We start from the raw sequence: 11,260 nt of genomic DNA, 5'->3' as shown, positions 1-11,260 counted from the left end.
CCCAACCTGCTGAGCTCGTTCCACCCGATCGGCAACGTCTGGAGCGACCTCTACCGCAGCGGCGACCTGCTGAGCGAGCCCCCCAACAACGTCGAGACGACCCCCGTCCCGCCTGGCACCACCACCGCCGGCGAGATGGAGTTCCCCGTCCCCGGACCGGTCAAACTCGTCGATCACGCCCTCTCGCGGGTCGTCCACCGCGGCGCCCTCGGCGTCATCGACGTGCAGGGCAAGGAGAACCACGACGTCTACGACGAGGATCCGTGAGCGGGAGTGGACATCCCGCTACGGTCGGCCCGGAAAATCGCCATTCGGACTCCTTTTTTACGCCTCGTCTTCCCGTCTCGTCGTACCGTCGGTCGCTCTCGCCCTCCTTGCTGAGTTAGTTTCCTTTCATCGGTACGCAAATCTAGTAGCCGTGATCGAACCGCCGCCGGCGCGAACCAAGGGGAATATGTGCGGGAGAACGGCTATGCGGCTTTCATACCGATTTTCGGCCGAGAGAAAATGACCGGATCACACTCGAGCGAATCGGAACCGATGATGCAGCGGCTGTACAACCGCATCTGGCTACTCGCAGCGGCGGCGCTCGTGTTCTTCGCGCTCTCGTACGTCGCGTGGGGCTGGGTCGACGTCTTTTCCGTTCCCCTGGGGTGATTCGATGACGTCACCACTGAAACCCCCGGACGGCAACTGGTGGGATCAGCCGGTCGACAGACGCGAGTCGATCTGGCTCGGGCTGGGCGCCGCCTGGTCGCTCATCCTCTTTGGCTGGATGAGCACCTGGACGCGCGTCGGCGATCAGAACCCGATCGGCGAGACGTTCCGCATCGACGCCGAGGCGTACCGCGAGAAGATGAGCGCGTACAAGGAAGACGGGACCGAGACCGAGGACGGCCTCGTCCCGCCCGGGACGGACGTCTATTTCAACGCGATGCGCTTTTACTGGGACGGCGCGCCGGTCATCCTCGAGGCGGGAACGGAGTACGATATCCACCTCAGTTCCATGGACGTCCAGCACGGCTTCTCGCTGCGGCCGGAGGACGCGCTCAGTAAGCAGATCAACCTGCAAGTGCTGCCCGGCTACGAGTGGGTCGTTCCGATGACGTTCGACGAGACGGGCACCTACCACATCATCTGTAACGAGTTCTGCGGTCAGGGCCACAGGACCATGCACGGCACGATCATCGTGGAGGAGTGATACCGATGGCACACAAACTGGACGTTCTCGGTCTCTTCGACAACGAGTACCGCGACGACGGCTTCCGAACCTGCTCGGTGACGGGCCTCGAGATCCACCGATCCGTCGAGAACCTCGTCAAACTGTTCGGCCTCACGGCGGTCGTCGCCCTGCTGTACGGCGGTATCTTCGCCATCACCGTCGCGATGACTCGCTGGGAAGTGATCGGGCTGCTCGACCCCGGCGATTTCTACACGCACCTCAGCATGCACGCGTGGAACCTCCTGATCTTCTGGATGGTGTTCATGGAAATCGCGATCCTCTACGTGGGCGGGCCGATGGTCCTCGGCCGCCGGCTGCCGTTCACGAGCGTTGCGACGGCCGGCTGGCTCGTCATGGTCGCGGGCGCACTGCTGGTCAACTACGCGATTTGGACCACCGAGGCACCGAACGAAGCGCCGCTGTTGACCGCCTACGTTCCGATGCCGATCTCGCCGCTGTTCTACGCCGGCGCGATCGTCTTCATCCTGGGCACCGTCGTTGCCGCGCTGCCGTTTTTCGCGACGATGTGGTACGAGAAGCGCGAGAATCCGCGGAAGACGCTCCCGCTCGTCAGCTTCGCCGCGTTCGTCACGGGAATTATCGCCGTGGAGGCCCTCGTCGGCGGCCTGTTCGCGTTCGTTCCCACGCTGCTGTGGCGACTCGAGTACATCCAGTGGTGGGACGCCGCCTGGTACCGGCAGATGTACTGGATCATCGGTCACGGCACCCAACAGATCAACCTCGTCGCGATGATCGCGGTCTGGTACTTCCTGACCCACGTCGTCGCCGGCGCTGAAGTCGTCAGCGAGAAGGTCTCGCGGACCGCTTTCATCCTCTATCTGTTCTTCATCAACCTCGGGGCGGCACACCACCTGCTGTCGGATCCCGCGGTGTCGACCGGCTGGCGCCTCTGGAACACGTCCTACGCGTTCTACGGTGCCACGTTCGCGAGTCTGATCCACGCGTTCGCCATTCCGGCGGGAATCGAGGCCGGCCGCCGAAAGCGCGGGAAGGGCGGCGGGCTGTTCGGCTGGTTGACGTCGGCTCCCTGGCGGGATCCGGTGTTCTCCTCGACGATCTTCTCGATCATTCTGTTCGGCTTCCTCGGCGGGATCACGGGGGTCATGATGGGGCAACTGCAGCTCAACATGACCTGGCACAACACGTTCGCGACGGTCGGGCACTTCCACGCGACGGTCGTCCTCGGGACCACGGTCGCGTTCATGGGCCTGGTCTTCTTCGTGATCCGAACGATGTTCATGCGCCAGTACATCTCCGAGCGGCTCGCGTCGATCCAGCCGTTTTTCTACTCGGCCGCGATGGGCGTCGCCGTGTTGATGATGATGTACGTCGGCATCCTCTACGGCGTTCCTCGGCGGACCGCCGAGGTCGTCGAGAACATCCCGGGCACCGAGTTCAGCCTCTCGGCCGCCTCACCCCTGTTCGCCGTCTTCGGGATCTTCGCCCTGCTCGCCATCGCGGGCGGCATCCTCTTCGTCCTCGTGGCCGTCGGCTCGCTGGTCTTCGGCGACCGCGTCGAGAACGCCGACGACAACGCCAACCTCGTCGCGGACGGTGGCCTTGGAATGGCTCAGGACCCCGACGATCCCGTCCACGCCTACGAGATGCGCGGGACGTTCGTCCTCTGTCTGGTCTTCCTCGTCGCCTTCGTCGTTACCTACCTGCTGAACTGGTATCTGCTGACCCAGCTCTGGTCGATCGGCGCCTGATCGGCCAGACGAACCGCTTCGTTCGATCCACCCACCCATGACACACTCCGACGCCGACGCGACTGCATCGCCGCTATCGTTCATCAGGCGAGTCCTCGTTCAGGCCTGGCGGGACCTCCTGAGCGTCTACTACGCCAACACGCCGATCTGGCGGCTGTTCAAGAGCGCCGGGTTGCTCTTTTTCGGCTTTTTTTGCTGGTCGGCGAGCAGCCTGGTCCTCTCCTACGGGATCGACTGGACGATCCTCGAGTACGTTCGGGCCTACGGTTTCGTCCTCATCCTCTGGGGACCGTTGACCCACGCCGTGATCGTGCCGCTCGTGATCCGGCTTCGGCGAACCGCCGAACGCCCGACCGTCCGGCGGATCGCTCGCCACGGCTCGAAGATCAACCTCTCGGTGTTCCTGACCATCGTCTTGCTGCTCGGGACGGCACCGATCTCCCCCATGTTACTCGACTTCCAGTCGCCGTTGCAGGACGACTCGGGGGCGGACGTCGACCCGGATCTGGAGTGTAGCAAATCGAGCGGCGAGATCGACTGTCACCTCTCGGACTCGACGGGGGTCGACAGCGTCGTCGTGACCAGCGGCGACAGCGAGATCGAGCGCGTCGAGGAGTCGCCCTACGAGTTCACGATCCGCGAAGCCGACCTCGAGGAGACCGTCGGCCAGGCGGAGTTCGTCGTCGAACTCCGCGACGAAGACGGCGAAACTCTGCGTCGCTACCGCCGGTACGCGTCGTCGGTCCCGGAAGCGTAGACGCGATCCCGGCGGTCGGTGCGCGAACTGGACCGACCGGGAGTACCACCCGTCGCGATCGGTACCACTGCGTAATGCGACCCGCTTTTCCCCCTGAATTCGGTCACAGCAGTAGCTGTCCGGGGGCGGTTCGGTGGCGCACGCGCGTCAGAAAGACCTCACGCTCCGGCCGGTATCTCGAGACACTTACCGTGCCGATTCGTCGAGAGCGTATCCGCCACCGCCGTCTTCATCGGTGTCGTCCTCCGGGCCCCCACACCCCGCGAGCACGACCGCCGCGGCGGTCGCAGACGCCATGAGGAGCCGTCTTCGCTCCATATGTGTTTCTTGGTAACGTGTGTCAATAAGTGCGGGGGTGGAGCGGGGCTCGGACTCGGAACGGATCCGTTTCGATCTAGTGAGACGGCATTCGAAATCGATCGAAGCCAAAGCGCGACCGAACGACCTCGCTGGCGAAACGGGCTCATCGATCGTCCAGCACCGGCCGCGAGGAGTTGACGACGACGATCGTGCTGCTCGCGGCCATCGCGACCGCGGCGAACAGCGGATTGAGCAGCCCGGCCGCGGCCAGCGGGATCGCCACGGCGTTGTACAGCAACGCCCAGGCGACGTTCTCGCGAATGCGACGGCGAGTGCCGTTCGCGAGATCGAACACGGCGCGGACGCCGCGGAGGTCGCTCGAGGTGACGACCGCATCGGCGGCGTCCGTCGCGCGGGCCGTCCCGTGGCCGAGCGCGATGCCGACGTCCGCCGCGGCCAGCGCGGGGGCGTCGTTCGTTCCGTCGCCGACCATCGCCGTCACCCCACCGCGGGAGAGCCGTCTGACGGTCTCGACTTTTCCGTCGGGCGGGACGCCCGCGAAGACGCGGTCGACCGCCGGGTGGTCGCGAAACGTCTCGGTCGCGGCCTCGTCGTCACCCGTCAGTACGACGACTTCGCGGTCTGCGAACGATTCGAGAACGTCGCGCCACTCGGCCCGCGTTCGATCGCCGACGACGATGACGGCCCGCGCTCGTCCGTCGTAGCCCACGACGGTCGGGAGACGACCGGCCGCTCGAGCCTCGCCGATCGCCCGCTCGAGCGCGGCGGGAATCGGGCCGACCAGTCGCTCGACGAGCGCGGGCGTGCCGACGACGACGCGCTCTTCGTGTCGCATCGCGCTGACGCCCGCTCCGGGATGGCGCTCGAAGTCGGTCACCTCGAGACGGCCCTCGACCGCGGCCGAGTCAGCGTCCATCGCGGAGGGGGCATCTCCCGCCGCGGTCGGGGCCGCAGTCGCTGCGGGCTCGAGGGAGCCACCGTCGGCCGCGGCGTGCTCGTCGCTCGCCGCTCGCTCAGGCTGCTCCGCCGCCGCGTAAGCGACGATAGCGTCGGCGACGGGGTGTTCCGAACGGCGCTCGACGGCCGCGGCGAGAGCGACCGCGTCGGCGTCGCCGTGGACCGCGAGGACGCTCATCTCGCCGGCCGTCAGCGTGCCGGTCTTGTCGAAGACGATTGTCTCGACGGCCGACGCCGACTCGAACAGGGCCGCGTTCGCGACGACGATCCCGCGCTCGAGGGCGTCGCGCAACCCGGAGGCGACCGCCAGCGGCGTCGCCAGCCCCATCGCGCACGGACAGGAGACGACCAGGACCGTCAGCCCCGTGAGGACCGCGTCGCTGACCGGCGTCCCCGTCGCGAGCCGCCAGCCCGTGAGGACGACCGCGAGCGTCAGGACGAGCGGGACGAAGATCGTCGCGAGCCGGTCGGCCAGCCGCTGGACGCCCGGCGTCGAACTCTGGATCTCCCACATGAGCGTCGCGATGCGATCGAGCGTGCTCTCGGCCCCTTCGCCCGCTTCGAGGACGAGCGCGCTATCGGTGACGATCGCGCCGCCGACGACCCGCTCCCCCGGCCGTTTCGTGACCGGCAGCGACTCGCCGGTGAGGACGGACTCGTCGACCGCCGCCGTCCCCTCGACGACCGTCCCGTCGACGGGGATCCGCTCGCCGGGTTTGACGAGCACCTCGTCGCCGGCCTCGAGCCGATCGATCGGAACCGTCTCGACCCCCTCCGCCGTTCGGCGAGTCGCGTCGCGAACCCGCGCGGCGGTCACGTCGGTGAGCAGATCCGTCGCCCGACGCTTGATCCGGCGCTCGTAGTAGGTTCCGAGCGTGACGACCACGATCACGGCGACGGTCACGTCGTAGTAGAGGTGCGTGCTCCCCGTCGCCAGCGCGACCGTGCTGTAGCCGTACGCCGCGGTCGCCGCGATGGCGATCAGCAGGTCCATGTTCGGCTGGCCGACCCGGAGGCTGACGTACGCGCCGCGCAACACGGGATAGCCGGTGTAGAACAGGACGCCGCCCGTCAACAGGCCGATCATCGCCATCGGCAGGTAGATCCCGACGGGCGACGTCGCATCGACCGAGAGAATCCCCGTCTCGAGTCCGACGTAGCTCGGGTAAAGGGAGAACAGGTACCACGGCATGACGAGCATCGCCAGGAACCCGCCGATCAGCAGTCGCTGCGCGATCTCCTCGTCGGCTCGAGTCCGCTTGCCGCCCGCTTTATCGTCGCGAAACCGCGCCTCGTAACCGTACCCCGAGATCGCGTCGGGGAGGTCGGCCTCGAGCAGCCGATCGGGGTCGTAGACGACGCGGGCGGTGTCGGTCGCGTAGCTGGCTTCGACGGTTAGAATCCCCTCCTCGCGTTCGCCGAGCAGGGAGACGAACCCTTCGCAGGTCGAACAGTGCATCCCCTCGATCGCGAGGAACGCCTCCGAAGCACCGTCGGGAACCGCTCGTTCGGCGGACTCGGCCGCCCGATCCGCGACGCTCGGGCCGTCCACGTCGTCGACGTCGGCGAGCGTCGCGCTCACCTCGAGGCAGCCCCGACAGCAAAAGGAGCCGGCGACGTCGTCCGCGGTCACCGGCGGCTCGGGCGTCGGGAGCCCGCAGAGCGCACACGAACTCATCTCGTAACGGATACTCGCGGACGCCGGGTAGCCGTGATGCCGAACGAGTTCGGACCGTCCGCGGTCGGCCGCTCGGCTCGAGACCGCGAGGGACGGGCGGCCGTTCGATTCGAGTCCGGATCGGCGGTACGTTCCGCGACCACTGGCCACCGTCGTCACCGCGGTCGCGTCCCCGTCAGTACTGCACGCGACGACCGCGTACCGGTCACCGTCGCGCGCGGCAGCCGCCGGTCACCGCGAGCCGCCACGGAAGGACGAATCCGAGTCCGAGGGCGGCGTTGACCAGCAGGAACACGGGCGGGGCACCGCCGGGGAAGTACGGCGACGCGCGGATCCCGCCGCCGAGCAGCGTGACGGTGAGCCATGCGGCACCGACCACCGCGACCGTCCGTCCGACGGACTCGAGCGTCCGGCGACGGTACGCGCCCAGTAGCGGGGCGACGATCCCCCAGGTGATCACGAACGGAGCCGCCGTTCGGAGGGTGTAGATCGGGTACACCCACGGCTCGAGCCCGTGGGAGTACAGGCCGAAGCCGAGAAACGCCGTCACGACGACCGCGTCGGCGGCGGCGAGGGCGACGACGAACGGGTCGGAAGCGACTCGGCCGATCGGGTCCGGGCGCGTGTGTAGGTCGATCATGGCTCTCGAGGGCGACCACCGCACAGCGTCGACGCCGACCGACGGGAGTCGTGACGGCCCGTCTTTCGATACCTGCGGTGTTAGTCGATCGAACTGACGCACACCGGGGATGCGAGTCCTCTCCCGAACGTGTTCCGATCGGGTGAGCCGAGGCCGAGTCCCCGTCGCACGGGACCGAACACAGGCCACCATCCGTCGCCGCGGGTCACCCTACGCCACGCGAGCGTGCTCGAGCAACAGTTCCGTCAGCCGCTCGGGTTCCTCGTGGGGCACCCAGTGACTCACACCCGGCAGTATCTCGAGGCGGTGCTCCGCACAGAACGCCGCGCTGTCGACCGCTAGCGCGGGGGCGAGTGCCGAATCGTCTTCACCCCAGACAACGAGCGTCGGCGCGGCGACGCGATCGATCGCCGGATTCGGCGGATGTCGCGCGGCCGCCCGGTACCAGTTGAGCATCCCGGTGAGTGCGCCCGTCCGACCCCAGGCTCGCCGGTAGCGTGCCAGCTCGGTCTCGCTGAACGTTCCCGGCGCGGCCGTTTCGCGAAGCGCCCGTTCGAGGAGGCGATACCCGTCGTACCGACACGCGAACTCGGGGAGCCGCGGCGGCTGAAAACAGACGGCGTACCAGCTCCGGCGCAGTTGCTCGAGGTTCGCGAGCAACTGTCGGCGATACGCGGTCGGATGGGGCGCGTTGACGACGGCGAGGCGGTCGACGGCGCCCGGGAACCGACACGCGAGGTACCAGGCGACGACCCCGCCCCAGTCGTGGCCGACGACGTGGGCGGCGTCGCGTTCCTCGGTGGCGATCAGGGCGACGACGTCCCGCGCGAGCGCGTCCGTTCGGTACGCTCGCACCCCGTCAGGCTTCTCGCTGCGGTTGTACCCCCGCTGATCGGGGACGAGGACGCGATAGCCGGCGTCGACGAGCGGGGCGATCTGCGATCGCCACTCGTACCAGTACTCGGGAAAGCCGTGGAGCAAGACGAGCAGCGGATCCGCTCGATCGCCGGCGGTGACGACGTGTAACTCGACACCGTTGACCGTTCGTCGGCTCGATTTCGCGTCGACCGTCGACGGGACTACGGCCCCGAGCTCCGCTTCCGTCGCCGTCGGCCGTTCGTTCGGTTTCATGAGACGCCTCCTGTTCCATCCGTCGTCACGTTGAACCGGGACGACCGTCCCGGCATGGCTCGGTCTTCGAGCGGTTCGATCCGGTCTTGCGGGTCGTCACGTCCAGACGCGGAGACAGTCGCTCGAGCAGAAGTGGAGATCGACGTCGCTCGAGCAGAAGTGGAGATCGACGCTCTCCTCGACGCCGCGTTCGACGTAGGTCGTTAGCGTGTACGCAACCTCGTCGGACTCGCAGTTATCGCAATCCATACGATTCGTCCCGTGACAACGCCCTTGAGTATGAACCCATTAGTCGCACCGTCGGCGCGGTTAGTACTGTATTAGAACGAGGTAACATCGTATTGAAATGGCACTCTCGTCCCCGTTTCGAACCTGGTCCCGTCTCGAACGCGGTGGGTCGATCGACGATGCGAACCGTGACTGACGGTCGGGGATCGTCTCGCTCGAGGAAGCGGCTCCGTTCGGACTCGACTCGCTCGCGCGACCGGTTTCGGACGCCGTCCGTGGAGGCGACGGCGATTCGATCCTCCCGGTTCGTCTACTCGGCTCGGCGCGCGGGGTGGGGCGGTATCGAAACCCTTACTCTCCGGAGGGCGGTGCGAACACGTATGAGCGACGACGCCGTCAGTCCCGAGGAGGTCCGCCACGTCGCGGAGCTGGCTCGCGTCGACCTCGCAGATGACGAGGTCGACCGGTTCGCCGAGCAGTTCGCGGACATCCTCGAGTACTTCGAGACGCTAGACGAGGTACCGGAAGTCGATCGGGACGCCGATCTCGCGAACGTGATGCGACCGGACGAGGAACGGCCCTCGCTCGACAGCGAGGAGGCGCTCCGGAACGCGCCGGAAACCGAGGACGGCTACTTCAAGGGGCCCAACGTCTCGTAACCATGTCGGACGATATTTTCATCACGGACGCACAGATCGAGGGCGACGACGACGGCCCGCTGGCCGGCAAAACGGTCGCGGTCAAGGACAACATCTCCACCGAAGGCGTCCGGACGACCTGCGGTTCGCGGATGCTCGAGGACTACGTCCCGCCCTACGACGCGACGGTCGTCTCCCGACTGAAAGACGCCGGTGCGACCATCGTTGGCAAGGCCAACATGGACGAGTTCGGAATGGGGACGACCACCGAGACCTCCTACTTCGGCGCGACGGACAACCCCGCCGCGCCGGGCCACGTTCCCGGCGGCTCGTCCGGCGGTTCGGCGGCCGCGGTCGCCGCCGGCGAGGCCGACCTCGCGCTGGGCTCCGACACCGGCGGCTCGGTCCGCTGCCCGGCCGCATTCTGCGGCGTCGTCGGTATCAAGCCCACGTACGGACTGGTCTCCCGATACGGCCTCGTCGCCTACGGCAACAGCTTAGAGCAGATCGGTCCCTTCGGCGAGACCGTCGAGGATGCCGCCTCGCTGCTCGACGTGATCGCCGGCAGCGACGACCGGGACGCAACCACGCGCGAGGCGCCCCTCGAGGCCGACGAGAGCTACGCCGACGCCGCCACCGGCGACGTCGACGGGCTCAGTATCGGCGTTCCCACGGAGCTACTCGAGGGGGCCGACGAGGGCGTCGTCGAGACGTTCTGGGCGGCGGTGGGAGAGCTCGAGGACCGCGGTGCGGAGTACCACGAGGTTAGCCTCCCCTCGGTCGAACACGCCGTCGAAGCCTACTACGTGATCGCGATGTCCGAGGCGTCATCCAACCTCGCGCGCTTCGACGGCGTCCGCTACGGCCGTTCGGGCGGCTACGACGGCAACTGGAACGAAGCGTTCGCGAAAGCTCGTGAGGAAGGGTTCGGCGACGAGGTCAAGCGCCGGATCCTGCTGGGGACCTACGCGCTTTCGGCGGGCTACCACGACAAGTACTACGAGAAGGCCCAGGACGCTCGCGCGTGGGTCAAACAGGACTTCGACGAGGCCCTCTCGGAAGCCGACGTGCTCGCCAGTCCCACGATGCCGGTTCCGCCGTTCGAACTCGGCGAGAGTCTGGACGACCCCCTCCAGTTGTATCTCGCCGACGCGAACACCGTTCCCGTGAACCTCGCCGATCTGCCCGCGATATCGGTTCCGGCGGGCGAGACCGACGGTCTCCCCGTCGGGCTCCAGCTCATCGGTCCCGCGTTCGGCGAGGAGCGGTTGATTCGCGCCGCGAGCGCGCTCGACTGAACGGGCCGCGACGACCGCTACTCACTTCTCGCCCGATTCGGCCGCGTCCGGACCGTCGCCGACAGATACATTTTTATACAGCTCTGTCAACTAGGACCATACCGAACGAATCACTGCAAGAGACTCTCATGAAACTCTCACAGGATCAGGAAGTCGAATTCGACGAGTTCTCGAGAGCGTGCGATCTCGTGGAGGAGTACTTCGCCGACACGATCGACAACGTCGCCTTGCACGCTCCCGTCTCTCGTCGTCAGCTCATCGCCGTTCTCGCGCGCGCACAGCTCTCCGGTCGCCAGCTCGCGGTCGACGGACTCGCGAAGGAGGGAGAGGTCGTCTATCAGTCGAACGACGAAACGCTGCTCTGGCTCGACGGCGGATTCTGGACGGACATGCGCGGGCAACATCACCTGGCGCCCGACGAGGGCCGAGCCGCACGCGAGGTCCACCGGCGACTCATCGAAGCCCTCGACGGCGACGTTCCATACTACAACCGCGAACGCGACCCCTTCGTTCTCATCGAACGGTTCGACCCCTACGAGTAGTCCGCCGGCACCGCCGGTGGACATCCCTCGACGGAACTCGAGCGGGGCTCCATGCGCTCGTTCGAGATCGTTCCGTAGCCACCTCGAGCCCTCGACGGCCGCGGCGTATTCATGTCGA

At 67.0% G+C, this 11,260-nt stretch carries 13 protein-coding genes; 8 read left to right on the top strand and 5 right to left on the bottom strand.

From position 1 onward, the window contains the following. The 5 genes from AC0QDI_RS24305 to AC0QDI_RS24285 all read left to right on the top strand — a co-directional run. On the top strand, positions 1-267 hold a 267-nt coding region (locus AC0QDI_RS24305), incomplete at its 5' end, for a cupredoxin domain-containing protein (RefSeq protein ID WP_474672639.1). A 240-nt stretch (positions 268-507) separates the two neighbouring features. Then, entirely contained in the window at positions 508-657 is a 150-nt protein-coding gene (locus tag AC0QDI_RS24300) for a hypothetical protein (protein WP_176548072.1), read from the top strand. Between the two features lie 4 nt (positions 658-661). Further along, entirely contained in the window at positions 662-1,201 is a 540-nt protein-coding gene (locus AC0QDI_RS24295) for a cupredoxin domain-containing protein (RefSeq protein WP_474672637.1), read from the top strand. A gap of 5 nt (positions 1,202-1,206) precedes the next feature. Further along, positions 1,207-2,952: a cytochrome c oxidase subunit I gene (locus AC0QDI_RS24290; RefSeq protein WP_474672635.1), complete on the top strand. Its 1,746-nt coding sequence runs from the start codon at positions 1,207-1,209 to the stop codon at positions 2,950-2,952. Positions 2,953-2,989: 37 nt separating this feature from the next. Beyond that, the gene (locus AC0QDI_RS24285; RefSeq protein ID WP_474672633.1) at positions 2,990-3,709 is read left to right on the top strand and encodes a hypothetical protein; all 720 of its coding nucleotides are present in this window, start codon (positions 2,990-2,992) and stop codon (positions 3,707-3,709) included. A gap of 186 nt (positions 3,710-3,895) precedes the next feature. Here the strand turns inward: AC0QDI_RS24285 and AC0QDI_RS24280 are convergent, their stop codons facing one another. The 5 genes from AC0QDI_RS24280 to AC0QDI_RS24260 all read right to left on the bottom strand — a co-directional run bounded on the left by AC0QDI_RS24280 (position 3,896) and on the right by AC0QDI_RS24260 (position 8,685). Beyond that, positions 3,896-4,027: a hypothetical protein gene (locus AC0QDI_RS24280; RefSeq protein WP_474672631.1), complete on the bottom strand. Its 132-nt coding sequence runs from the start codon at positions 4,025-4,027 to the stop codon at positions 3,896-3,898. Between the two features lie 145 nt (positions 4,028-4,172). Beyond that, positions 4,173-6,665 (bottom strand): heavy metal translocating P-type ATPase, encoded by a 2,493-nt coding sequence (locus AC0QDI_RS24275; protein WP_474672647.1) that lies wholly within the window; start codon positions 6,663-6,665, stop codon positions 4,173-4,175. 205 nt (positions 6,666-6,870) lie between these two features. Further along, on the bottom strand, positions 6,871-7,305 hold the full coding sequence (locus AC0QDI_RS24270; RefSeq protein WP_474672629.1) for a DUF3054 domain-containing protein: 435 nt from the start codon (positions 7,303-7,305) through the stop codon (positions 6,871-6,873). 210 nt (positions 7,306-7,515) lie between these two features. Then, complete coding sequence (locus AC0QDI_RS24265) at positions 7,516-8,436, bottom strand: alpha/beta fold hydrolase (RefSeq protein WP_474672627.1); 921 nt, start codon at positions 8,434-8,436, stop codon at positions 7,516-7,518. 96 nt (positions 8,437-8,532) lie between these two features. Continuing rightward, on the bottom strand, positions 8,533-8,685 hold the full coding sequence (locus AC0QDI_RS24260; protein WP_474672625.1) for a hypothetical protein: 153 nt from the start codon (positions 8,683-8,685) through the stop codon (positions 8,533-8,535). Between the two features lie 359 nt (positions 8,686-9,044). Between AC0QDI_RS24260 and gatC the strand changes: the two genes are divergently transcribed. The 3 genes from gatC (at position 9,045) to AC0QDI_RS24245 (ending at position 11,142) form a co-directional block, all read left to right on the top strand. After that, positions 9,045-9,323, top strand: a complete 279-nt coding sequence (gene gatC, locus AC0QDI_RS24255) for an Asp-tRNA(Asn)/Glu-tRNA(Gln) amidotransferase subunit GatC (protein ID WP_474672623.1) — start codon at positions 9,045-9,047, stop codon at positions 9,321-9,323. A gap of 2 nt (positions 9,324-9,325) precedes the next feature. Beyond that, a complete protein-coding gene (gatA, locus tag AC0QDI_RS24250; protein ID WP_474672621.1) occupies positions 9,326-10,600 on the top strand; it encodes an Asp-tRNA(Asn)/Glu-tRNA(Gln) amidotransferase subunit GatA in 1,275 nt (424 codons plus the stop codon). Between the two features lie 128 nt (positions 10,601-10,728). Continuing rightward, positions 10,729-11,142 carry a DUF8048 family protein gene (locus AC0QDI_RS24245; protein ID WP_474672619.1) on the top strand — a complete coding sequence of 138 codons (414 nt, stop codon included), beginning with the start codon at positions 10,729-10,731 and terminating at the stop codon, positions 11,140-11,142. Positions 11,143-11,260: the final 118 nt, after the last annotated feature.

It is taken from the genome of Natrinema sp. LJW11 (assembly GCF_056135975.1).
The sequence above is the reverse complement of the archived record's forward strand: the minus strand, read 5'-3'. Positions and strand labels throughout refer to the sequence as shown.

What these genes read in the sequence shown, in the direction of transcription:
- AC0QDI_RS24260 (WP_474672625.1), bottom strand. Translation starts at nt 8,685, where the DNA reads ATGGATTGCGATAACTGCGAGTCCGACGAGGTTGCGTACACGCTAACG.
- AC0QDI_RS24295 (WP_474672637.1), top strand. Translation starts at nt 662, where the DNA reads ATGACGTCACCACTGAAACCCCCGGACGGCAACTGGTGGGATCAGCCG.
- gatC (WP_474672623.1), top strand. Translation starts at nt 9,045, where the DNA reads ATGAGCGACGACGCCGTCAGTCCCGAGGAGGTCCGCCACGTCGCGGAG.
- gatA (WP_474672621.1), top strand. Translation starts at nt 9,326, where the DNA reads ATGTCGGACGATATTTTCATCACGGACGCACAGATCGAGGGCGACGAC.
- AC0QDI_RS24280 (WP_474672631.1), bottom strand. Translation starts at nt 4,027, where the DNA reads ATGGAGCGAAGACGGCTCCTCATGGCGTCTGCGACCGCCGCGGCGGTC.
- AC0QDI_RS24285 (WP_474672633.1), top strand. Translation starts at nt 2,990, where the DNA reads ATGACACACTCCGACGCCGACGCGACTGCATCGCCGCTATCGTTCATC.
- AC0QDI_RS24300 (WP_176548072.1), top strand. Translation starts at nt 508, where the DNA reads ATGACCGGATCACACTCGAGCGAATCGGAACCGATGATGCAGCGGCTG.
- AC0QDI_RS24245 (WP_474672619.1), top strand. Translation starts at nt 10,729, where the DNA reads ATGAAACTCTCACAGGATCAGGAAGTCGAATTCGACGAGTTCTCGAGA.
- AC0QDI_RS24275 (WP_474672647.1), bottom strand. Translation starts at nt 6,665, where the DNA reads ATGAGTTCGTGTGCGCTCTGCGGGCTCCCGACGCCCGAGCCGCCGGTG.
- AC0QDI_RS24265 (WP_474672627.1), bottom strand. Translation starts at nt 8,436, where the DNA reads ATGAAACCGAACGAACGGCCGACGGCGACGGAAGCGGAGCTCGGGGCC.
- AC0QDI_RS24270 (WP_474672629.1), bottom strand. Translation starts at nt 7,305, where the DNA reads ATGATCGACCTACACACGCGCCCGGACCCGATCGGCCGAGTCGCTTCC.
- AC0QDI_RS24290 (WP_474672635.1), top strand. Translation starts at nt 1,207, where the DNA reads ATGGCACACAAACTGGACGTTCTCGGTCTCTTCGACAACGAGTACCGC.